Annotated in this window: 23 protein-coding genes and 1 tRNA gene; 12 read left to right on the forward strand and 12 right to left on the reverse strand. The window is 68.8% G+C overall.

From position 1 onward, the window contains the following. Positions 1-2 precede the first annotated feature (2 nt). The 5 genes from B043_RS0102670 to B043_RS0102690 all read left to right on the forward strand — a co-directional run bounded on the left by B043_RS0102670 (position 3) and on the right by B043_RS0102690 (position 4513). Positions 3-344 (forward strand): Asp23/Gls24 family envelope stress response protein, encoded by a 342-nt coding sequence (locus B043_RS0102670; protein WP_016330288.1) that lies wholly within the window; start codon positions 3-5, stop codon positions 342-344. Continuing rightward, positions 337-1902 carry a DAK2 domain-containing protein gene (locus B043_RS0102675; protein WP_018460854.1) on the forward strand — a complete coding sequence of 522 codons (1566 nt, stop codon included), beginning with the start codon at positions 337-339 and terminating at the stop codon, positions 1900-1902. Before B043_RS0102670 ends, B043_RS0102675 begins: the two co-directional genes overlap by 8 nt. A gap of 60 nt (positions 1903-1962) precedes the next feature. Next, positions 1963-2766 carry a hypothetical protein gene (locus tag B043_RS0102680; RefSeq protein WP_018460855.1) on the forward strand — a complete coding sequence of 268 codons (804 nt, stop codon included), beginning with the start codon at positions 1963-1965 and terminating at the stop codon, positions 2764-2766. A gap of 199 nt (positions 2767-2965) precedes the next feature. Continuing rightward, positions 2966-3388, forward strand: a complete 423-nt coding sequence (locus tag B043_RS0102685) for a 3D domain-containing protein (RefSeq protein ID WP_018460856.1) — start codon at positions 2966-2968, stop codon at positions 3386-3388. Positions 3389-3397: 9 nt separating this feature from the next. Further along, complete coding sequence (locus B043_RS0102690; protein ID WP_018460857.1) at positions 3398-4513, forward strand: ABC transporter permease; 1116 nt, start codon at positions 3398-3400, stop codon at positions 4511-4513. A gap of 81 nt (positions 4514-4594) precedes the next feature. Here the strand turns inward: B043_RS0102690 and rplI are convergent, their stop codons facing one another. From rplI to B043_RS0102730, 8 genes are all read right to left on the reverse strand, one after another. Further along, entirely contained in the window at positions 4595-5038 is a 444-nt protein-coding gene (gene rplI / locus B043_RS0102695) for a 50S ribosomal protein L9 (protein WP_016330293.1), read from the reverse strand. Positions 5039-5047: 9 nt separating this feature from the next. After that, positions 5048-5317: a 30S ribosomal protein S18 gene (gene rpsR / locus B043_RS0102700; RefSeq protein WP_018460858.1), complete on the reverse strand. Its 270-nt coding sequence runs from the start codon at positions 5315-5317 to the stop codon at positions 5048-5050. Further along, a complete protein-coding gene (locus B043_RS0102705; RefSeq protein WP_026234096.1) occupies positions 5314-6108 on the reverse strand; it encodes a single-stranded DNA-binding protein in 795 nt (264 codons plus the stop codon). Before B043_RS0102705 ends, rpsR begins: the two co-directional genes overlap by 4 nt. A 9-nt stretch (positions 6109-6117) precedes the next feature. Beyond that, a complete protein-coding gene (gene rpsF, locus B043_RS0102710) occupies positions 6118-6423 on the reverse strand; it encodes a 30S ribosomal protein S6 (protein ID WP_016330296.1) in 306 nt (101 codons plus the stop codon). A gap of 116 nt (positions 6424-6539) precedes the next feature. Continuing rightward, positions 6540-6615, reverse strand: a tRNA-Asn gene (locus B043_RS0102715). Positions 6616-6700: 85 nt separating this feature from the next. Further along, positions 6701-8053, reverse strand: a complete 1353-nt coding sequence (locus B043_RS0102720; protein WP_018460859.1) for an NAD(P)(+) transhydrogenase (Re/Si-specific) subunit beta — start codon at positions 8051-8053, stop codon at positions 6701-6703. Next, a complete protein-coding gene (locus B043_RS0102725) occupies positions 8053-8355 on the reverse strand; it encodes a proton-translocating transhydrogenase family protein (protein ID WP_016330298.1) in 303 nt (100 codons plus the stop codon). The genes B043_RS0102720 and B043_RS0102725 overlap by 1 nt, the downstream gene beginning before the upstream one ends. After that, positions 8355-9482: an NAD(P) transhydrogenase subunit alpha gene (locus B043_RS0102730; RefSeq protein ID WP_016330299.1), complete on the reverse strand. Its 1128-nt coding sequence runs from the start codon at positions 9480-9482 to the stop codon at positions 8355-8357. Before B043_RS0102730 ends, B043_RS0102725 begins: the two co-directional genes overlap by 1 nt. Before the next feature lie 117 nt (positions 9483-9599). Between B043_RS0102730 and B043_RS0102735 the strand changes: the two genes are divergently transcribed. The 4 genes from B043_RS0102735 to B043_RS0102750 are packed head-to-tail and all read left to right on the forward strand — an operon-like array spanning position 9600 to position 13965. Beyond that, positions 9600-10484 (forward strand): DMT family transporter, encoded by an 885-nt coding sequence (locus B043_RS0102735; RefSeq protein ID WP_018460860.1) that lies wholly within the window; start codon positions 9600-9602, stop codon positions 10482-10484. Beyond that, entirely contained in the window at positions 10481-11293 is an 813-nt protein-coding gene (locus B043_RS0102740; RefSeq protein WP_018460861.1) for an EamA family transporter, read from the forward strand. The genes B043_RS0102735 and B043_RS0102740 overlap by 4 nt, the downstream gene beginning before the upstream one ends. Position 11294: 1 nt before the next feature. Beyond that, entirely contained in the window at positions 11295-12428 is a 1134-nt protein-coding gene (locus B043_RS0102745; protein WP_018460862.1) for an MFS transporter, read from the forward strand. A gap of 43 nt (positions 12429-12471) precedes the next feature. Then, complete coding sequence (locus B043_RS0102750; protein WP_026234097.1) at positions 12472-13965, forward strand: YifB family Mg chelatase-like AAA ATPase; 1494 nt, start codon at positions 12472-12474, stop codon at positions 13963-13965. Here B043_RS0102750 and B043_RS0102755 read toward each other — a convergent pair. After that, complete coding sequence (locus tag B043_RS0102755) at positions 13962-15989, reverse strand: molybdopterin oxidoreductase family protein (RefSeq protein WP_018460864.1); 2028 nt, start codon at positions 15987-15989, stop codon at positions 13962-13964. The two genes, B043_RS0102750 and B043_RS0102755, sit on opposite strands and share 4 nt — an antisense overlap. Before the next feature lie 91 nt (positions 15990-16080). Here B043_RS0102755 and B043_RS0102760 point away from each other — a divergent pair, with 91 nt between their 5' ends. The 3 genes from B043_RS0102760 to B043_RS0102770 all read left to right on the forward strand — a co-directional run bounded on the left by B043_RS0102760 (position 16081) and on the right by B043_RS0102770 (position 18370). Next, positions 16081-16677, forward strand: a complete 597-nt coding sequence (locus B043_RS0102760) for a ribonuclease HII (protein WP_155987389.1) — start codon at positions 16081-16083, stop codon at positions 16675-16677. Between the two features lie 57 nt (positions 16678-16734). Beyond that, on the forward strand, positions 16735-17211 hold the full coding sequence (locus tag B043_RS0102765; protein WP_016330307.1) for a DUF4384 domain-containing protein: 477 nt from the start codon (positions 16735-16737) through the stop codon (positions 17209-17211). Positions 17212-17290: 79 nt separating this feature from the next. Further along, positions 17291-18370: a TRAP transporter substrate-binding protein gene (locus tag B043_RS0102770; RefSeq protein ID WP_018460866.1), complete on the forward strand. Its 1080-nt coding sequence runs from the start codon at positions 17291-17293 to the stop codon at positions 18368-18370. A 65-nt stretch (positions 18371-18435) separates the two neighbouring features. Here the strand turns inward: B043_RS0102770 and B043_RS0102775 are convergent, their stop codons facing one another. The 3 genes from B043_RS0102775 to B043_RS0102785 all read right to left on the reverse strand — a co-directional run bounded on the left by B043_RS0102775 (position 18436) and on the right by B043_RS0102785 (position 21768). Next, positions 18436-19929 carry a TRAP transporter large permease gene (locus B043_RS0102775; RefSeq protein WP_016330309.1) on the reverse strand — a complete coding sequence of 498 codons (1494 nt, stop codon included), beginning with the start codon at positions 19927-19929 and terminating at the stop codon, positions 18436-18438. Beyond that, on the reverse strand, positions 19929-20468 hold the full coding sequence (locus tag B043_RS0102780; RefSeq protein WP_018460868.1) for a TRAP transporter small permease subunit: 540 nt from the start codon (positions 20466-20468) through the stop codon (positions 19929-19931). Before B043_RS0102780 ends, B043_RS0102775 begins: the two co-directional genes overlap by 1 nt. Positions 20469-20562: 94 nt before the next feature. After that, positions 20563-21768: an MFS transporter gene (locus tag B043_RS0102785; protein WP_016330311.1), complete on the reverse strand. Its 1206-nt coding sequence runs from the start codon at positions 21766-21768 to the stop codon at positions 20563-20565. Between the last annotated feature and the right edge of the window lie 6 nt (positions 21769-21774).

The following is a 21774-nucleotide window of genomic DNA, read 5'->3' on the forward strand; positions in this document are numbered from 1 at the left end:
CCATGGGGGGACGGGTCACGGTAACGGAAAACGCCCTGGCGGCCATCCTGGCCCTGGCGGCCCACGAGGTCCCGGGGGTGGTGGGGATGGCCCCCGCGGGGCTTAAGGACCAGGTGGTGCGCATCCTGAGGCGCCAGGAGGCGAGCGAGGGGGTGGTGGTGCGCCAAGACCCCACTAGGCCCGGCCAGTACCAGGCGGACTTCTACGTGGTGGTGGCCTACGGCACCCGCATCCCCACCGTGGTGGAGTCCCTGGCGGAGCGGGTTTCCTTCGCCGCCCGGAAGCTTGCCGGGGTGGAGCTCTCCCAGGTGCGGGTGCACGTGGTGGGGGTGGGGCGTGGGTAGCTGGAGCCCGGAGGAGCTGGCCCAGGCCTTCCGCTACGCCACGGACTGGTTTTCCGTGTACGTGGAGGAGCTCAACGCCCTCAACGTCTACCCCGTGCCCGACGGGGACACGGGGACCAACATGCACCTCACCCTGAGCTCCGCCCGGCGGGAGCTGGACCTGCAGGACACCTCCAAGATGGCCGAGGTGGCCCGGGCCATCGCCTACGGAAGCCTTCTTGGGGCCAGGGGCAATAGCGGGGTCATCCTCTCCCAGATCCTGAAGGGCTTCACCGAGGCCCTGCGCAAGGGGGAGCGCCTCGAGGCCCCCCTCCTAAAGGAGGCCCTGCGCCTGGGGGCGGAAACCGGCTACAAGGCGGTGATGAAGCCCGTGGAGGGCACCATCCTCACCGTGGCAAGGGCGGCGGCCCAAGGGGCCCGCGGGGACACCCTGGAGGAGGTTTGGCAAAGCGCCCTGGAGGCCGCGCGGGAAGCCCTGGCGAAGACCCCCGACCTCCTCCCCGTGCTCAAGCAGGCGGGGGTGGTGGACGCCGGGGGGGCGGGGTACGTGCGGCTTCTGGAGGGCTTTTTGGGGTACACCCTTAAGCTTCCCCTTCCCGAGGCCCCCAAGGTGGAGCGCTACGCCCAGACCGCCTTCGCAACGGAGGAGTTCGGCTACTGCACGGAGTTCCTCATGGAGGGGGTGGAGGTGCCCATAGAAAAGATCCGGGAGGCGGTGGCCCCCTTCGGGGACTCCCTCTTGGTGGTGGGGGCCGAGGGCTACGTGAAGGGGCACATCCACACCGACGACCCCGACGGTCTCCTCGCCACGGTGGCCCGCTTCGGCCGCATGGTGCGCACCAAGGTGGAGGACATGACCGCCCAGCACACGGAGATCCTGGCCATGGCGGGCCTTCTGGAGGAGGCCCCGCCCCCCACGGGCCTGGTGGCCGTGGCCCTGGGGCACGGGGTGGCCAAGGCCTTCCGGAGCCTGGGGGCGCGGGTGGTGGCGGGGGGGCAGACGCAAAACCCCAGCGTGGAGGAGATCCTCTCCGCCATCAAAAGCCTCCCCAACCCCAAGGTCATCCTCCTCCCCAACAACCCCAACGTCTTCCTGGCCGCGGAGGAGGCGGCGAGGCTGGCCAGGGAACTGGGCAAGGAGGTCCACCTCCTAAAGACCCGCACCATCGGCCAGGGCCTAGCCGCGGCGGTGCGCTACCTGCCGGAGGAGGAGCCGGAGACCCTCCTCCCCGAGATGGAGGAGGCCATGGCGGGCGCCCGGACCCTCGAGGTCACCTGGGCCAGCCGGGACGCGGAGGTGGATGGGGTCAAGGTCCTGAAGGACCAGCCCATCGGCCTCCTGGACGGCAGGCTGGTGACCGTGGGGGAGACGCCGGAAGAGGTCCTAGACCGCCTCCTCCGCCTGGCCCAGGAGGGCAAGGAGGTCCTCACCCTCTTCCTGGGCCCCAGGGTGGAGCGGGAACGGGCGGAAAGGGTGGTGGAGGCCTTTCCCCATCTGGCGGTGGAGATCCTCCCCGGGGGGCCCGACCTCTACCCCTACCTGGGGGTCCTGGAGTAAAGGGAGGCTAAAGCCCGCCCCCCGGCCCAGGAGGGTAAGCTTTGTCCTAAGGAGGGACGTATGCGCAAGGTCTTGGGGCTTTTCACCCTTGCCTTGGCCCTGGCGGGGTGCGGGGAGCTTCAGCTCGGGGCCCCGGTGAGCGGGGAGCTCAGGGTGGGGGAAAGCGTGTCCGTGGAGCTACCCCCGGCAGAGGAACGCCCGGACGGTACCCTACGCCCCGGGGTCAAGGTCTACCGCCTGGTAGGGGGAAGCGGCCCGGTGCGGGTAGGGGCGGTCTCGGCCCAACTAGAGGGCCGGGCCCGGCTCCGCCTCACCCTGTACGACGGGAACTACGTGGTCCAGGGGGTGAGCGTGGCCCGGAACTACTTCGCCCTGGGGCCCGAACTGGCCCCCCTGGGCCTCGAGACCTTAGGCCTCACCCCGGACCCCGGGATCCGCCTAAACTTCAAGGCCCAGGCGGGGAAGGCCTACTACCTCAAGGTGGAAAACTTCGCCCCCGCAGGGGACACCGTGAGCCTCTACGCGGAGGACTTCACCCCAGACCCAAGGGGCCAGGGCGAAGCCTTCTCTTCGGGCACGGTCACGGGGGCCATAGAGTTTTTGGGGGAGTTTGACCGCTACAACGTGGCCTCGGCCACGGGGTACCTGCGCCTCTCCTACAGCGGCCCCCTGGACCTGGTGGTCCTTCTCTATGGGAGTCCAAGCGACCCCACCCCCCTTACCCTGGACTCGGTCTACGCTTGCGCCCCCGTAAGCCCCGCCACCCTCCTCGTGGTGCGGGACCGGGGCCTGGCCCGGGCGGGGTTTGACGAGGAGGGGAGCGGACGGTACACCCTGGAGCTCTCCAACACCCCCTGCCCCTGAGGGGCTCTTTGGGAAAGAGATGAGGCTAAACTTAAGGGATTAGAGGATTTTCTCATCCAGCCCCGCCGGATAAGCTCCCTATCCGGCGGGATTTTCTTACCCTAAGACTGGGTCCAAGAAAAAAGGCCCCCGCCGCATGAGCCTCCGGCCTAATCCTTCTCAGGGTCTTCAAGGGTTGGTGGGGATAGTAAAGGACGCTATGCCTTGGATTCTCCTTCTCCTCCTTGTCTTGCCCATTGGCAAGGCCCAGGCGCCCAAGGCGATGGTCCTCGAGGCCACCGCCTACACCTCCAGCGTGCGGGAAACGGACGCCACCCCCTTCGTGACCGCCACGGGGATGCGCACCCGGCTCGGGGTCCTGGCGGTAAGCCGGGACCTCCTCAAGGTCCTCCCCTTCGGCACCCAGGTGCGGCTAAGGGATTTGGGCACGGTCTACGGCCGGGGCAAGGGCCAGTTTGACCCCCTCTTCCGGGGCCTGGTCTTCGTGGTGGCGGACGTGATGCACCCCAGGATGCGGGAGAAGGTGGACGTGTGGCTCCCCGACCGGGCCACGGCCTTGCGCTTCGGGCGCAGGCTGGTGCATCTGGAGGTGGTGGCCTACCCGGGCGGGAGGAAACCCTAGACTGGAAGGGTGCGCTTCGCCCTTTTCCTGGCCCTGGCCCACATCCGCCGCCGCCCCCTGCAAAGCGGCCTGGCCCTCCTGGGGGTGGGGGTGGGGGTGGCGGTGCTCCTTTTGGCCCTTTCCCTCACCAACGGCTTTGTGGACGGGCTGGTGCGGGCCACCCTCAAGGCCTACCCCCACCTGGTCCTCTTCAGCCTGACCCCCGGGCTCCCCCCCCTCCCCCCCCACCCCGAGGCCGTGGCCCAGGCCCCCTTCGCCGCCACCAAGGCCCTCCTCACCCGGCCTGCGGAGCCCGGCCGGGGGCCGGGGGTGGACTTCGCCACCCTGGTGGGGTTGGGGGAGGGGGGAGAGGCGCTCTACCCGGAGCTGGGCCTAAAGCTGGAGCCTGGGGGGATCTACCTGGGCTCGGCCCTCCTCCAGAGCCTAGGGGCCCTGCCCGGGGACCGGATCTACGCCCTTTCGGCCCTGCAAGAACGGGTGGAGCTTAGGGTCTTGGGCTCCTTTCGCACGGGCAACTACCTCATAGACTCGGCCTACGCCTTCGTGGACCTAAAGAGCGTGGAGGCCCTGGCCGGCCTTAAGGCCCAGGGCTACCAGGTGCGCCTACAAGACCCCTGGCGGGCCAAGGAGGTGGGGGCGGAGATGGCCGGCACCCGCTTCTACCCCCAGGCCTGGCAGGACACCCAGAGGACGCTTCTGGAGCAGCTGGCCCTGCAAAAGCGGGTCTTGGGCATTCTCGTTTACCTCATCGTGGCCGTGGCCGCGTTGGGCGTGGCCAACCTCCTGGTGCTCAAGGTGGTGGAGAAGACCCCGGAGATCGCCCTCCTGCGGGCCATGGGGGCCTCGAGGGCCACCGTGGGCCTGGTCTTCGCCCTGGAGGGGGTGCTTTTGGGGCTTGGGGGGGTGCTTTTGGGGAACGGGCTCGGCTACCTCCTGGGGCTTTACCTGGCCCAAAGGCCCCTGGACCTCCCCGGGGAACTCTACTTCCTCACCCACCTCCCGGTGAAGATGGAGGGGCGGGACTTCCTCTTGGTGAGCGCGGCAAGCCTGGGGGCGGTCCTCCTCTCCTCCCTCCTCCCCCTCCTCAGGGCCCTTCGGGTCCAGCCGGGGGTGGTGCTCCGATAAAACCCCACCCGGCGGTGGGGGCCCCAAAAAAGGCCCGGGGAGCCCATAGGCCCCCCGGGGTGCGGCCTGCCGGGAAAGGGGTTACTGGCTCACCACGCTCACCTTGAGCTGGATGGGCACCTCGGGGTGCGGCTTGTAGGTGAGGACGTACTCCCCCAGCTCCTTGATGGGCTTTTCCAGCTGGAGGCGCTTGGGGTCAATGGCGATGCCGTGCTGGCGGTTTAGGGCCTCGGCGATGTCCTTGGCGGTGACGGAGCCGTAGATCTTGGTCTCCCCCGCCCGCACCGGGATGGTGAGGGTGAGGTTCTCCAGGATCTCCTTAAGCCGCTCCGCCTCGGCCTTGCGCTCCGCCAGGCGCTTGGCCTGGGCGCGGATCTTGGCCTCCAGGGCCTTGAGGTTGCTCTCCGTGGCCAAGACCGCAAGGCCCCTTGGCAGGAGGTAGTTGCGGGCGTAGCCGGGCTTGACGTTCACCACCTGGCCCACATCGCCCAGGTTCTCCAGGGGTTCTAGAAGAATGACCTTCATGGCGTCCCCCTACTTGCGCACCAGCTTCTCCGTGAAGGGCAGAAGCCCCAGGATCCGGGCCCGCTTGATGGTCCGGGCCAGAATCCGCTGCTCCTTGGCGCTGAGCCCCGTGCGGCGGCGGGGCAGGATCTTCCCCGTCTCCGACAGGAAGCGCTTCAAGACCTCCACGTTCCAGTAGTCCTTAAGGTCAAACTCCCCCAGGCTGGCCTTCACCTTGGTGACCTTCCGGGGGCGGCGCGCCTGCGCCTCCTTCTTGGGTTTCGCGTTCTTGGTGCTCAAAACGGCAGATCCTCCTCCGGCGGGAAGTCCTCGAGTCCTTCGTCTATGTCCACCCCACCCGTCTGGACGGTTTGGGGCCTGCTTCCGCCGGCTTGGGCAGGCCCACGGGTGGGTCGCTCCAGGCGGAGGGCCTCCACCCGGGTCTGGTAGCGGCGCTCTCCGGTGGAGCTTGTCCAGGAGTCGTTCACCAAACGGCCGATGACGAAAAGCCCCTCGCCCTTCCTCAGCTCCCCGGCCCACTCGGCCAGGTCGCGCCAGGCCTGAACCTCCACGAAGTGGGTCCTCTCCTCCCCCTGTTGCCGCCCGCGCTCGTTCACCGCCAGGCCCAGCCGGGCCACCGCGGTGCCCTGGGGGGTGTAGCGGAGCTCCGGGTCCCGGGTGAGGTTGCCCATGAGGTAAACCTGGTTGAGGGCGTTCTTGAGGCGGGGCTGGCCCCGGGTGTCCTCCAGGGTCTCCCGGCCCGCGGGGGCCAGGGGGTCAATGAAATCCGCGCGGATCTCCAGCTGGCTCCGCTTCTCCCCCTCCCGCTCCCACTGGCGGTAGGAAAGCCGCCCCTCCACGAAGAGGAGCTGGCCCTTTTCCAAGACATCCCCCCACATCTCCGCCTGGCGGCCAAAAAGGCGCACCCGGTGGTACCAGGGGAGCTCCCGCTCCTGGCCGGTCTCGTCCCGGATGAGGTCTTGGCCCGCCAGGTTGAGCTCCAGGATGGCCATCCCAGAAGGGGTGTAGCGCATGTCCGGGCGGGCGGTGAGGGTTCCGATGAGAAAAACGCGGTTCAGGCCTCTGGCCATGCTTTCACTTTACGCCTTGCTGAGGAAGGGTTCCACCGCCTTGACCACCATGACCCGGCGCACGTTGTCCCGGAGACGGAGCTCCGCGGCCAGGGCGTTCACCCGGTCCTCGGGCATCCTCACCCGGTAGAAGAGGAAGTGGCCCTGGGGGTCCTTGGCGATGGGGTAGGCCAGGCGGCGCACCCCCCGGTCCTCCGCCTTCTCCACCTCAGCCCCGTGGGCCTCGAGGGCCCGGCCGATGATCTCCTTCTCCAGGCCCAGCTGGGTCTGGTCCAGGCTGGGGTTCAGGATGATGTTCACCTCGTATACGCGCATGTGAGCTCCCTTAGGGGAAGCCTCACCTCCTTTCCCGGCCGGCAGGCCGCACGAAGGGAGATTATACCCGCTCTTCCCCCCAAATAAAAGACCCAGGGGGGCCTAGGCCCCCCTCTTGGCTCCGCGGGCAGGACTCGAACCTGCGACCAACCGGTTAACAGCCGGCCGCTCTACCGACTGAGCTACCGCGGACCGACCGCAGTAGGTACTATACCAAGGGCCTAAAAGGGCGTCAAGGGAACCCCGCCGTGGAACCCACGGCGGGGCCCCTACGGCGCTAGAGCTTCTTCAGGGCCTGGGTGAGCCGGGTGAGGACGTCCTGGGCGTCCCCATAGAGCATGCGGGTGTTGTCCGCGTAGAAGAGTTCGTTTTCCACCCCCGCGAAGCCCTTCCCCTGCCCCCGCTTGATGACGATGACGTTCTTGGCCTTGTCCACGTCCAGGATGGGCATGCCGTAAAGGGGGCTTCCGGGGCGGCGGGCGGCGGGGTTCACCACGTCGTTGGCCCCGATGACCACCGCCACGTCCACCGTGGGGAACTCGGGGTTGATCTCCTCCAGGTCCTTGAGCTTGTCGTAGTCCACCCCTGCCTCCGCCAGGAGGACGTTCATGTGCCCGGGCATCCGCCCCGCCACGGGGTGGATGGCGAACTTCACCTCCACCCCCCGGGATTCCAGGAGGTCCGCCAGCTCCTTCACCTTGTGCTGGGCCTGGGAGAGGGCCATGCCGTAGCCGGGCACGAAGACCACCTTGTTCGCGTAGGCCAGCATGACCGCGGCGTCCTCCACGTCGATGGGCTTGAGGCTCCCCTGGATCTCCCCCGCGGCCTGCTCCACCCCAAAGCCCCCCACCAGAACGCTCCAGACGGAGCGGTTCATGGCGCGGGCCATGAGCACGGTGAGGAGGGTGCCCGCGGCCCCCACCAGGGTGCCGGCCACCATGAGGGCGGGGTTCCCCACGGCGAAGCCCTCAAAGCCCACGGCCATCCCGGTGAAGGCGTTGTAGAAGGAGATGGCCACGGGCATATCCCCCCCGCCGATGGGCAGGGTCATGAGGACGCCAAAAAGGAGGGCCAGGAGGAAGAAGAGGACGATGAGGGGGGTGGCGTCGTTCAAGAGGAGGTAAAGCCCCAAGGCCACGGCCAGGAGGAGGACCAGGAGGTTCAGGGGCTTCTGCCCGGGGAAGAGGATGGGCCGGGCGCGCATGAGCCCCTGGAGCTTGGCGAAGGCGATGAGGCTTCCCGTGAAGGCCACGCTCCCGATGAGCCCCCCCAGGATGGCCAGGGCCATGAGGCCCGCGTTCTCAAACGCCCCCTTCAAAAGCTCCACCGCGGCGATGGTGGCCGCCGCACCCCCGCCCATGCCGTTGTAGATGGCCACCATCTGGGGCATGTCCGTCATGGCCACCCGCACCGCCGCCCACCAGGCCACCACCGTGCCTAGGAGGAGGGCGGTGAGCATGAGGCCAAAGTTCCCCATGTCCGGCCAGAAGAAGGTGGCGAGGACGGAAAGGAGCATGCCCCAGCCCGCCCAGACGATGCCGCTTTTGGCGGTGGTGGGGTGGGCCATGCGCTTAAGGCCGGTGATGAAGAGCACCGCCACCACCAGATAGGCCAGCTGGATGAGGTCCATTACGCCCCACCCCCTTTGCCGGGCTTCCGTTCAAACATCTCCAGCATGCGCACGGTGACCGCATACCCCCCGGCGGCGTTGGCCGCCCCCAGGACCACCCCTATAAAGCCGATGGCCTTTTCCAGGGCGGTGTCCGCGTGCCCCAGGACCACCATGGCCCCCACCACCACCACCCCGTGGATAAAGTTGGAGCCGGACATCAGGGGGGTGTGGAGGATCACCGGCACCCGGGTGATGAGCTCGTACCCCAAGAACGCGGTCAGGATGAAGATGTAAAGCGCGGCCCAAAGGTTAAACTCCATCACGCACCTCCCAGAAGGGCCTTGGTGGGCCCATGGACCACCTCGCCCTCCTTCATGAGGAGGGCCCCCTGGATGATCTCGTCCTCCCACTTGGGGGCAAACTCCCCCTTTTCGATGAGCAGGCTGGAGAGGTTCAAGAGGTTCTTGGCGTACATCTCCGAGGCGTGGACGGAAAGCTCGCTGGGGAGGTTCAACGGCCCGTAGATCCTCACCCCCCGGACCTCCACCAGCTCCCCAGGCTTGGTGAGGACGCAGTTCCCCCCGCTTTCCGCCGCCAGGTCCACCACCACCGTGCCCGGCTTGAGGCGCTCCACCATGTCCTCGGTGAGGAGGATGGGGGCCCTCCGCCCCGGCACCTGGGCGGTGGTGATGATGGCGTCCATCCCCGCCACGTGCTCCCTTAGGGCCTCGTGCTGGATGCGCTTTTCCTCCTCGGTGAGCTCGCGGGCGTACCCCCCCTCCCCTTCCGCGCTGATGGGGAGCTCAATGGGCTTGGCCCCCAAGGAGAGGGCCTGCTCCACCGCGGCCTTGCGCACATCGTAGGCGAAGACCTGGGCCCCAAGCCGCTTGGCGGTGGCGATGGCCATGAGGCCCGCCACCCCCACCCCCATGACCATGACCTTGGCGGGGCGGATGGTGCCCGCGGCGGTGGTGAGCATGGGGAAGAAGCGGGGGGAAAGCCTGGCCGCGTGGATGGCCGCCAGGTACCCCGCCACCGTGGCCTGGCTGGAGAGGGCGTCCATGCTCTGGGCCCGGGTGATGCGGGGGATGAGCTCCATGGCGATGACCGTGGCCTTCTTGGCCGCCAGGGCCCGCACCCGGTCCGGGTTCTTATGGGCCTGGATGAAGCCCACCAGGATGGCCCCCGCCTCGAGGCCCCCGATGAGCTCCTCGTCCGGGGGCTGGACGGTGAAGAGGAGGTTGGCGCCCTTTAGGAGCTCGCCTCGCTCCACCACCTCCGCTCCGGCCTCGAGGTAGGCCTCGTCCGGGTGGTAGGCGCCCTCGCCGGCGCCCCGCTCCACCCGCACCCGGGCCCCCCCCTTGACCAGGCGGGCCACCACCTCGGGCACCAGGGCCACCCTTCGTTCCCCTGGCGCCCTCTCTTTAGGAACCGCAACCGTCACCATACGGTCCTCCTTCGCCGCAAGTATACCAGCCCAGGTATGGGCATTGGTCCCATGGTAAAGGGACAGAAGCCCCTTGACCCACTGGTCATATACGCCCCTTCGTGGAAAAATGCTCCCATGCGGCCCTCGGGGGCAAAACTCCTCGCCGTCCTCCTCCTGGGGATCCTGGCCATCAGCTTCGGGAGCATCCTGGTGCGGCTCGCCCTAGGGGCCAGCGGGGATGCGAGCCTCGCCTTCAGCCTGGTGATGAGCGCAGGCCGCTTGAGCCTGGCCGCCCTCCTTCTCCTCCCGGGCTGGCGGAGGCCCGCGAAGGGAGAAGGGGTCCTTTGGGCCCTGGGGGCGGGGGCCTTTCTGGCCCTGCACTTCGCCTTCTGGATCACCTCCCTCTCCTACACCTCCGTGGCGGCCAGCACCGCCCTCGTCACCACCAACCCCGTCTGGGTGACCCTCCTCGGCTGGCTCCTCTTCCGGGAACAGCCCACCCCCCTCACCCTCCTCGGGGTAGGGGTGGCCCTCTCGGGGGGGCTTCTCATCGGCCTGGGGGACGCGCAGGGGGGTGGGGGGAAGAACCCCCTCCTGGGGGACCTCCTGGCCCTCTTGGGGGCGGTGGCCGTTTCCTTTTACTTCCTCCTCGGACGGGAGGCCCAGCGGCGGGGGCTTTCCACCTTGGAGTACATCCGCTTCGCCTACACCGCGGCCGCCCTTCTCCTCCTCCCCCTGCCCTACCTCTTCGGGGGAGGGTACGGCGGATACCCCCTTCCTGTGTACCTCTACATCCTCCTCATGGCCCTGATCCCCCAGCTCATCGGCCACACCAGCTTCAACTGGGCCACCCGCCACATCTCCCCCGTCCTGGTCACCCTGGCCATCCTGTTTGAGCCGGTGGGGGCGAGCCTCCTGGCCTTCCTCCTCTTCGGGGAGGTGCCGGGGCCCTTGGTCCTCCTGGGGGCTTTGGTCCTCCTCGTGGGGGTGGGGCTTGCGGTGCTGGGGGGTAGGCGGTGATCCCCATCCTTCTCGCCGCGCTCCTTTGGGGCCTGGGCGGGGCCCTGGCGGGCCGGTTCATGGAGGCCATCCCCCCCGGGCTCCTCATCCCCTTGCGCTTCCTCCTAAGCTTCCTCCTCCTCCTGCCCCTCCTCCGCCGCCACCCGCCCCTTCCCGAGGAGAGGCCGCGCCTCCTTAGGGTGGGCCTCGCCCTTTCCGGAGCCCAGGCCTTCTACTACCTGGCCATCCACGCCACCACCGTGGCCACGGGGATCTTCCTCCAGTACCTGGCCCCGGCCCTCCTCACCCTCTACGCCCTCCTCCGGGGGGAGCGCCTTCCCACCAAAGCCCTTGCGGGGGTGGGGCTTGCCCTCCTGGGGGCCTACCTCCTGGTAGTGGGGCCCGAGGGCCTGGTAGGGGGCGCGGTGGGGGTAGCCTTTGGGCTCCTCTCCGCGGTCTCCTTCGCCGCCTACGCCGCCTTTTCCTACGGGCTCAAGACCCCCCCCTTCACCAGCCTGGCGGTGGCCACAGGGGTAGGGAGCCTCCTCGCCTTCCCCGTCCTCCTTTACCACCTGCCCCTCCTCTGGGGCTTGGGACTTAAGGAGGTTCTGGCCGTGCTCTACCTGGTGGTCTTCGGCACCGTGATCCCCTTTGGGCTCTTCCTCCTGGGGGTGAAAAGGGTCCCCGCCCGCCAAGCCACCCTCCTTGCCATGCTGGAGCCGGTGGCGGGGGCCCTTTTCGCCGTGCCCCTCGTGGGGGAGCCCCTGAGCCCCGATGCCCTTCTGGGGGGGCTTCTCATCCTCCTGGGGGTAGCCTTGAACCGGAGGTGATATGGCGCTAAGGGTCTTCCTCCTCTTCACCCTGGGCTACTTTCTTTCCTACTTCTACCGCTCGGCCAACGCCGTCTTGGCCAAGGACCTCTCCGCGGAAATGGGGCTTGGGCCGGCGGAGCTTGGGTTCATGACCAGCCTCTTCTACCTGGCCTTCGCCTCGGTCCAACTCCCCTTAGGGGGGCTGCTGGACCGGCACGGACCCAGGCTCATCACCCCGGCCTTCCTCCTCCTAGCCGCCCTGGGAAGCCTGGTCTTCGGCCTGGCGCAAAGCTTCCCCGTCCTCGCCCTGGGGCGGGCCCTCATCGGGGTGGGCATGGCCGCGGCCCTCATGGGGGCCCTGAAGGCCTTCAGCCTCTGGTTTCCCAGGAACTACGCCACGGTGTCCACCCTCCTCGTGGGCCTGGGGGCCACGGGGGGGCTCATGGCCGCCACGCCCCTGGCCTTCCTGAAGGAGGCCCTGGGTTGGCGGGGGGTTTTCTTGGTGGGAAGCGGGGTGGTGGTCCTGGTGGCCCTGGCCATCGCCCTAGGGGTGAGGAACACCCCTAAGGGGGTGGCCTGGCCCCAAGGCGGAGGGGTAGGGGGGCTTAGGGAGGTCTTGGGGAACGGGCCCCTCCTCCGGGTGGCCTTTTTAGCCCTGGCCTTTGCGGGGAGCTTCCTGGCCCTCCAGACCCTCTGGGCGGGGGCTTATGGGTACGCCCTGGGGCTTTCGGCCTTAGAGGTGGGGAACCTCCTCCTCCTCTATAGCGGCGGGGCGGTCTTGGGGTTTTTGGTCTCCGGCTACCTGGCGGACCGCCTGGGGACGGCGCGGGTCCTCCTCTTCTCCGCCCTCCTCTTCGCTTTGGGGCTTCTTTTCCTCCTCCTAAAGGTCCTCCTCCCCGCCTACGCCCTTTTGGGGTTTTTTGGGGCCTTCAACATCCTGACCCTGACCCAGGCCCGGGAGCTGGTCCCCGCCCACCTGGTGGGCCGGGCAACCACCCTGGTGAACCTCTTCGGCATCGGGGGGACTTTCCTCCTCCAGTGGGGGGTGGGGGTGGCGGTGGGGGCCCTGGGGTACGGGGCGGCCTTCTTGGGGCTTTTGGGGCTTCTCCTCCTGGGGGTGGGGCTTTACCTGCCCCTCCTGCGCAAGGGGTGAGGTGGAAAAATCCCCACACCATTCCAGGTGGTAAGCTTTTTCCATGCTAGCTCAGGTGCGGAGCTACGCCCTTTTGGGCCTCGAGGCGGTCCCCGTCACCGTGGAGGTGGATGTCAGCCCGGGGCTTCCCAGCTACGCCCTGGTGGGCCTGCCCGACAAGGCGGTGGAGGAGAGCCGGGAAAGGGTGCGCTCCGCCCTGAAGAACAGCGGCCTCCCCTACCCCCAGGCCCGGGTGGTGGTGAACCTAGCCCCGGCGGAGCTCCGCAAGGAGGGGAGCCAGTTTGACCTGCCCATCGCCCTGGGCCTCCTGGCGGCGCAAGGGGTGGTGCCCCCTGAGGCCCTGGCCCCCTTCGCCTTCGCCGGGGAGCTGGGCCTGGACGGAAGCTTAAGGCCCGTCCCCGGCGCGGTGAACCTGGCCCTCGGGGCCCTAGGGGAGGGGAAAAAGCTCCTCCTCCCCAAGGGAAGCGCCAAGGAAGCCGCCCTGGTGGAGGGGGTGGAGGCCTACGGGGTGGGCTCCTTAGGGGAGGCCGTGGCCTTCCTGAGGGGGGAGCGGGAGCTTGCGCCGGCGGAAGGGGAGGAGGCCCTCTGGGAAGAGGCCCTTCTGGACCTCCGGGACGTGAAGGGCCAGGCCAAGGCCAAGCGGGCCCTGGAGATCGCCGCCAGCGGCCGCCACCACCTCCTCATGGTGGGGAGCCCGGGCTCGGGGAAGACCATGCTGGCCCGCCGCCTGCCCTTCCTCCTCCCGCCCCTAAGCCAAGAGGAGGCCTTGGAGGTAACCCGGGTCCACTCCGCCGCGGGGCTCCCCGTGCGGGGCCTTCTCCGCACCCCCCCTTTCCGCGCCCCCCACCACACGGTGAGCTACGCCGGGCTCATCGGGGGCGGGGCCATCCCCAAGCCGGGGGAGGTCTCCCTGGCCCACCGCGGGGTCCTCTTCCTGGACGAGTTCCCGGAGTTTTCCCGGGAGGCCCTCGAGGCCCTGCGCCAGCCCCTGGAGGACGGGGTGGTCACCGTGGCCCGGGCCCGGGCCAGCCTCACCTTCCCCGCCCGCTTCCTCCTGGTGGCGGCCATGAACCCCTGCCCCTGCGGCTGGTACGGGGACCCGGAGCGCCCCTGCGCCTGCACCCCCACCCAACGCCTGCGCTACGCCAACCGCATCTCGGGGCCCCTCCTGGACCGGTTTGACCTGGTGGTGGAGGTGCCCCGCCTCACCCCCCTGGAGCTCGCCCGGGCCCCCGAAGGGGAAAGCACGGAGGCGGTGCGGGAAAGGGTGCTCCTGGCGCGCAAAAGGATGCTCGCCCGCCAGGGGCGGCCCAACGGGGAGCTTTCGGGAAGGGCCTTGAGGGCCCACCTCCACCTCACCCCAGGGGCGGAGGCCCTCCTCCAAGCCGCGGCCAAGAAGCTCCTCCTCTCCGCCCGGAGCTACGACCGCCTCCTGAGGGTGGCCCGCACGGTGGCCGACCTCATGGGCTCGGAGCGAGTGGAGGAGGCCCACGTGGCCGAGGCCCTCACCTACCGGAGGAGCCTGTACCCCGCTTAGGCCCACGAAGCATCGGGAAAGTCCCCAAGCAGGGGGGCCACCTCCACGGGGTTGGCGTGGAAGGTGCTCCCGCCCCCAAGGTCGGTGAGCCGTTCTGAGGTGAGGTGGTTGATCCCCTTCCCGTCCGGGGCCCACCGCTCCCACCAGGTGCCCTCGAGGACCACCACCCCCGGCAGGGGGGCCTCCGTGACCCTTGCCCTTCGCACCACCTGGCCCCTCCCCGAGCGCACCAGGACCAGCATCCCGTCCTGGATCCCCCGGGCCTCCGCGTCCTCTGGGTGGATGAGGAGGCGGGGTTCCCCCCCTTCCGCCTCCACCAGGGCCTCCACGTTCCCGTAGGTGGTGTTCAGGAAGCGGTGGGCCGGGGGGGTGAGGAGGATCAGGGGGTAACCCGGCTCGGGGAGGGTGGGGATGACCTCCGGGGGTGGGCTGAAGCGCACGGGGCCCTGGGCGAAGGGGAGGAAGGGCGTTGGGAGATTGAGCTTGAGGAAGCCCGCCTCCCTTAGCGCCTCAAAGGTGATCCCCCGGAGGTAGGGGTGGTCCGAGTCCAGGAGGCTTCTCGCCACCTCCTCCGCGGTCCAGTAGAGGGTGGGCTCCTCTAGGCCGAGCCGTTGGGCGAGCTCCCGGAAGACCCAGGTGTTGGGCCTGGCCTCCCCTTCCGGGGGCACCAGGGCCTCGTTCCAGGAGAGGTAGTGGTGGCCGTAGCTGGTGTAGAGGTCAGGGTGCTCGTAGAAGAAGGTGGCGGGGAGGAGGTAGTCCGCAAAGCGGGCGGTCTCGGTCATGACCTGCTCCAGCACCACGGTGAAGAGGTCTTCCCGCTCTAGGCCCCTCTTCACCCGGCCCGTGTCCGGGGCCACCACCAGGGGGTTGGAGTTGAAGACGAAAAGGGCCCGGATGGGGGGGTCTAGCTCCAGGAGGGCCGTCCCCAGCTGGTTCATGTTCACCGCCCTGGCCTTGGGGTTCGGGCGGAAGTAGCCCTGGTGGGGCCTCGGCCCCTCCAGGAGGTGCCGCCCCCCGAGGAAGCGCTTGTTTAGGGGGAAGGCCCCGCTGGTGGAGAGCATGGCCCCGCACCCCGGGTAGCGCCAGGCCCCAAGGAGGGCGGGGAGGAGGACCACGGCCCTCAGGGCGTTCCCGCCCCCCGGGTGGCGGGTCATGCCGTAGCCCACCCGCAGGAAGACCCGCCTGGCCTCCCCCATCTCCCGGGCGAGGCGAAGGATGGCCTCCTCGGGCACCCCGGTGAGGGCGCTGGCGCGCTCGGGCGGCCAAGCCTCGGCCCTCGCCTGGAAGTCGGCAAGGCCTATGGCCGCCTTTTCCAGATAGGCCCAGTCCACCAGGCCCTCCCGGAAGAGGACGTGGGCGATGGCGTAGGCCAAGGCGGCGTCCGTGCCGGGGCGGAGTTTGAGGTGCCAGTCCGCGAAGCGGCTGGTGGCGTTCTCGTAGGGGTCCAGGTGGACCACCTTGGCCCCCCGCTTCCGGGCCTCCTTGAGGAGGGGGGTGAGGTGGCTGTTGGTGGAGAGGCTATTGATGCCCCAAAGGACGATGTAGCGGGCGTTTTCCGGGATGTCCTCGGGGTCTGGGGCCAGGCGGGGGCCGTAGGTCATGGCCCAGGCCTCGCCCCCGGCGGTGGCGCAGATGGTCTCCAGGAGCTCGCTCGCCCCGATGGCCCGGAAGAAGGCCAAAGGGTGCTGCCCCTCCACCAGGCCCATGGTGCCCGCGTAGTGGTAGGGGAGGACGGCCTCGCCCCCGTACCGGTCCAGGGTGGCCCTAAGCCGCTCCGCGATCCCGTCCAGGGCCTCCTCCCAGGAGACCCGCACGAACCGCCCCTCCCCCTTGGCCCCCACGCGGCGCATGGGGTAGAGGAGGCGTTCCCTCACCCGTTCGGGGTAGCGGTAGGTCTTGGCGCAGGCGAAGCCCCGGGTGATGGGGTGCTCCGGGTCCCCTTCCACCTTGGCGAGGCGCCCCTCCCGGAAGGTGAGGCGGAGGCGGCAGGCGTCCGGGCAGTCCAGAGGGCAGGTGGCCCGCATAGGGCTATGGTAGCCCAAGGCGCCGCGCCCTGCCGCACCTTGGTTTTTAGTGAAGGTAATCCAGGAAACGGCCCGTAGAATAAACCCCATGATCCCTCCCGACCCCCTCGAGGCCCCCTTTTGGCAGGCAGGCCTAAGGGTGGCGGGCCTGGACGAGGCGGGCCGGGGGGCCTGGGCGGGCCCCATTGTGGTGGGGGCGGTGGTCCTCCCCCCCGGGGCCTACCCCTTCCGGGACTCCAAGAGGCTAAGCCCCAAGCACCGGCAGCGCCTGGCGGAGGAGGTGGAGCGGGTGGCCCTGGCCTTCGCCCTAGGGGTGGCGGAGGTGGAGGAGATCGACCGGCTTGGGGTCTTGAAGGCCACCCTGCTCGCGGCCGAACGGGCCCTGAAGGCCCTCCCCCTCCCCCCGGAGGCCCTGGTGGCGGACTATCTTCCCTTAAAGACCGCCCTCCCCCTCCTGGCCCCGCCCCGGGCGGAGGACCAAAGCCCCAGCGTGGCCGCGGCCAGCATCCTGGCCAAGGTGCACCGGGACCGAAAGATGGCCGAGCTGGACCGGCTTTACCCCGGCTACGGCTTCGCCCGGCACAAGGGCTACGGCACGGAGGAGCACCAGAAAGCCCTCCTCGCCCTCGGCCCCTCCCCCGTCCACCGCCGGCGCTTCGCCCCCGTGGCCCGCCCTCCCCTCCTTTAAGGAAGGCTCAAGGCGGAGGGGGAAAGGGGGGCGTATCCTGGAAGGGAGGAGGTGGACATGCGCTTGGGGCTTCTCCTCCTTACGGGGCTCCTTTCCGCCTGCACCCTGGTGGTGGAGCCCGCGGGGCTTTCCCTCACCTACCGGCTGGACTTCGGCCGGGCCATCCTGCGCTTTGAACCCGACCGGGGGCCCGGAGGGGTTTACTACCTGGGGGAGGAGGTGCGCTTCCTCCTCACCCTGGCCGAGCCCGGCTGGGTGGCCCTTTTCGTGGAGGACCCGGACGGCCGCACCTACGGGCTGGACCGCTTCTACCTTGCCCGGGGCACCCACGTCCTCCCCCCCGGGGCCTACCGCTACACCCTGGTGCCCCCCAGGGGCCTGCACCGGGTGTGGGCGGTGTACACCGACCAGGCCCCCACCACCTTGCGCCTGGAGGGGGTCTACCGGGACTTTGAGGGGGTTTTAAGGCTTTACCTCGAGGCCGCCCAGGCCCGCCGCCACGACCGGGCGGAAACCTTCTTCTACCTCCGCTAACGCAAGTCCATGCAGGGCGGGGTTGCAGGCCCTACCCCCCCTTGGGGTATAATCCCCGCGACCGCTAAGGAGGTCAACCATGCAAAGGCGGGACTTTTTGAAGAAGGCGGGTATCGGCGTAGCGGCAAGCGCGGCCTTCGGCCCGGTCTTCGCCCAGGGAAGCCCCAGCGTGCGCTGGCGGCTAGCCTCCAGCTTCCCCAAAAGCCTGGACACCATCTACGGGGCGGCGGAGGTGCTGGCGGAGCGGGTCTCCGCCCTCACCGGGGGCCGGTTCCAGATCCGCCCCTACCAGGCGGGGGAGATCGTGCCGGGGCTGCAGGTGATGGACGCGGTGCAGCAGGGCACGGTGGAGGTGGGCCACACCGCCAGCTACTACTTCGTGGGGAAGGCCCAGGTCCTGGCCTTCGACACCGCGGTGCCCTTCGGCCTCACCGCACGGCAGCAGAACGCCTGGATGTACTTCGGGGGCGGGATTGAGCTCTTCCGCCCCATCTTCGCCGACTTCAACATCATCCAGTTCCCCGGCGGGAACACCGGGTTGCAGATGGGGGGCTGGTTCCGCAAGGAGATCAAGAGCCTCTCGGACCTCAAGGGCCTCAAGATGCGCATCCCCGGCCCCGGGGGCCAGGTGATGAGCCGGCTGGGGGTGGTGCCCCAGGTGCTGGCGGGGGGGGACATCTACCCCGCCCTGGAGCGGGGCACCATCGACGCTACGGAGTGGGTGGGCCCCTACGACGACGAGAAGCTGGGCTTCCACAAGGTGGCCAAGTTCTACTACTACCCCGGCTGGCACGAGCCCGGGCCCATGCTCTCCTTCTACGTGAACCTGAACGAGTGGCGGAAGCTCCCCAAGGAGTACCAGCAGGCCTTTGAGGTGGCCGCGGCCGAGGCCAACCAGTGGATGATGGCCAAGTACGACCAGCTGAACCCGCCCGCCCTCCAGCGCCTCATCCGGGCCGGGGTGCGCCTAAGGAAGTGGCCCAACGAGATCATGCAGGCGGCCCAGAAGGCGGCCTTCGCCTGGTACGAGGAGGAGGCGGCCAAGGACGCCACCTACCGCAAGGTCTACACCGCCTGGAAGAAGTTCCGGGAGGAGCAGTACCGCTGGTTCGCGGTGGCCGAGCTGGGCTACGAGCAGTTCGCCTTCCCCTCGGTCTAAGAAGCCCCCCCAAAAGGCCCCCCGCCCCAAGGGGCGGGGGGTTTGAAGTGCCCCAGTATAGGGCCCTAGAAACCGTTTACGAAGCGCAGGATGGGGTCTTTCAGGAAGTAGACCAGGGCCAGGACCACAAGCTGGAGGAGGATGAAGGGGATGCCCCCCAGGTAGATGTCCGCGGTCTTCACCTCCTTGGGGGCCACGCTCCTCAGGTAAAAGAGGGCGAAGCCGAAGGGCGGGGTGAGGAAGGAGGTCTGCAGGTTCACCCCCACCAGGAGGCCGAACCAGAGCTTATCTATGTTTAGGCTCTCCGCCCCGATGGCCAGGAGGGGCAGGGCGATGAAGGCGATCTCAAAGAAGTCTATGAAGAAGCCCAGGAGGAAGACCACCAGCATCACGAAGGCGATGAACCCCACCTCCCCCCCGGGGAGGTTGGTGAGGAAACCGTCCACCCAAAGGTCCCCGTCCACCCCCCGGAAGGCCAGGCTGAACATGGTGGAGCCGATGAGGATGAAGACCACGAAGGCGGTGAGCCTGGCGGTCTGGTCCATGGCCTGGTAGAGGACAGGGAAGGAGAGGCGCCGGTTCAGGGCGGCCAGCACCAAGGCCCCCACCACCCCCATGGCCCCGGCCTCCGTGGGGGTGGCGATGCCCAGGAGCACCGTTCCCAGGACCAGGAAGATGAGGACCAAGGGGGGCACCATGGAAAGGAGGGCCCGGCGGAGGAGGGCGTTTTTCCGGATGCGGGGGAGGAGGAAGAGGGTCCAAAGGGCAAGCCCCAAGAGGACCTCGAGGCCCTCCAGCCAGGCGGGAAGGGCCAAAAGCTCCCCCAGCTTCCAGGCCCCCACCCCCACCAGGAGGTAGGAGAGGAGGGCGAAGGCGGCCTCGGGCTCCTTGCCTGCATGGGGCCTGGCCTCGAGGGGCAAAGCGGGGGCGGCCTTGGGGCGGAAGAGGGCCACGGCCACCACGTAGAGGAAGTAAAGCCCCACGGTGAAGGCCGCGGGGATGAGGGCCGCCTTGTACATGTCCCCCACGCTCACCCCCAGCTGGTCGGCCATGACGATGAGGACCAAGCTGGGGGGGATGATCTGGGCCAGGGTGGCCGAGCCCAGGATGACCCCGCTGGCGAAGCGGGGGTTGTAGCCGTACTTGAGCATGACGGGAAGGGAGATGAGGCCCATGGCCATGACGCTCGCCGCCACCACCCCCGTGGTGGCGGCCAGGATGGCCCCCACGAAGACCACGCTCAGGGCGAGGCCGCCCCTCAAGGGGCCGAAGAGCTGGCCCATGGTGTCCAGGAGGTCCTCGGCCAGCCCGCTCCGCTCCAGGAGGATCCCCATCAGGGTAAAGAAGGGGATGGCCAGGAGGAGCTGGTTGGCCATGATACCGAAGATGCGGTCGGGCATGGCCCGGAGGAGGGCGGGGGGGAAGAGGTCCAGGGCGATGCCCAGGAAACCGAAGACGATGCCCGTGGCCCCCAGGGCGAAGGCCACGGGGTAGCCGGAAAGGAGAAAGACGATGAGCCCCAGGAACATTAGGGGGGGCATGAGGCTGTGCAGGTCCATCACTCCAGCACCTCCTCCCGTTCTTCCTCCAAGGAGCACAGGCCCATGAGGTAGGCCGCCTTCTTGATGAGCTCGGAAAGGCCCTGGAGGGCCAGGAGGAAAAAGCCCACCAGGAGGAAGGGCTTGATGATCCAGCGGGGAAGCCCCCCGGCGTCCGGGGAAACCTCCCGGATGCGCACGGACTCCGCCACCCAAGGCCAGGCCAGGTAGAGGATCCCCAGGCTCATGGGGATGAGGAAGAGGACCGTGCCCACCAGGTCAATCCAGGCCCGGGCGCGGGGGGACAGGCGCCCGTAGAGGAGGTCGATGCGCACGTGGGCGTTCCGCTTCAGGGCGTAAGCCCCCCCCAGGAGGAAGATGAGGGAGAAGAGGTACCACTGGGCCTCGAGGTAGGCGTTGGAGCTGTAGCTGAACCCGTAGCGCAGGATGGCGTTCCCCGCGGAGAGGAGGGCCACCAAAAGGGCCAGCCAGGCGATCACCCGCCCGATGCCCTCGCTTAGGGCGTCTATGGCGTGGGCCAAAGCCAGGAGCGTTTTCATTCTTTCCCCTCCCGAAAAACCCGGACCATCCTAACGGGGCGCAAGGAGGGTGTCAACGGAGGCTTTTCAAGAACGCGTATAAATATACACCTCCCTACCGGGCCCGCCGCACCCCCGCCACCAGAAACGCCCCCAGGAGGAAGAAGAGGGCCGCCAGGAGGAAGAGCGCGGTGTAACCCAGGCCCGGCTCCCGGGCGTTCAAGAGGTCCAGGGGCCGGCCAAAGGCCCCCGCCAGCACCTGGGGCACCACGATGGAGGTCTGCCAGATCCCCATGTCGGTGGCGTGGGCCTTGGGGTCCTTAAGGACATCGGCCACCAAGGCCCAGTCCGCCGCCAGATAAACCCCGTAGAAGACCCCAAAGAAGAGGGCCAGGAAGAGGAGGACCTCGTACCGGGGCAGGGTGAGGAGGAAGGGCATGAGGACGGCCAGCCCCGCCCCCGAGAGGTAGATGAGGGGCTTACGGCCCAAGCGGTCCGAGGCCCGGCCCGCGGGGACGCTGGAGAGGGCGGCCCCCAGGGAGATGAGGAGGCCCAAGAGGGCCACCGCCTGGAAGGGCTCCTCCGCCAGGGTCCGCCCAAAGGCCTGGAAAAGGCGGACCACGTCCGCCAGGTAGTACTGCAGGTAGGTCTGGGCCAGGTAAAAGCCCAGCATGACCAGGAAGCGGGTGAGGTAGACCAGGCGGAAGTCGGGGTCGGCGAAAGGAAGGAGAAGGGCCTTCCGAAGGGGGGTGGGGTTCTGGGGCAGGGGCCTGGGGGGGATGGCCCCCAGGGTGAGGGCCGCGGCCAGGAGGTTCACGAAGGCGGCCAGGTAGGCCTGGGGGGCCAAGGGGAGGAGGAACCCCACCGCCCCGCCCAGGATCTGGCCCAGGACCTGGAGCGCCCCCATGTACCCCGAGGCCAGCCCCCGGCTACCCTTGGGCACCAGGTCGGGGATGAGGGCGGAGTAGGGGCCGGTGGCCAGGTCGTCCGCCACCTGGAGGAGGAGGTAGGCCAGGAGGAGGTGGGCGAAGCTCGGGGCGTGGGCCAGGTAGAAGAGGGCGAAGGCGGTGAGGAGGGCCCCCAGGAGAAGAAAAGGGCGCCTGCTTCCCAGGCGGTCGGAAAGGAAGCCCATGAGGGGCGGGCCCAGGATGGCCATCACCGCCCCCAGGCCGAAGAGGAGGCCAAGCCGGCTGGCCCGCTCCCCTTCTGGGGAGAGCTCCGCCACCCGGGCCGGCAGGAGGACCAGGAGGACCAGGAACCACTTGAAGCTGGTGGCGAACCAGTACGCGGAAAGGCGGAGGTACCAGCCGGGCCCCTGCACGGCGGG

Origin of the sequence: Thermus oshimai DSM 12092 (genome assembly GCF_000373145.1) — a bacterium.
Classification (GTDB): domain Bacteria; phylum Deinococcota; class Deinococci; order Deinococcales; family Thermaceae; genus Thermus; species Thermus oshimai.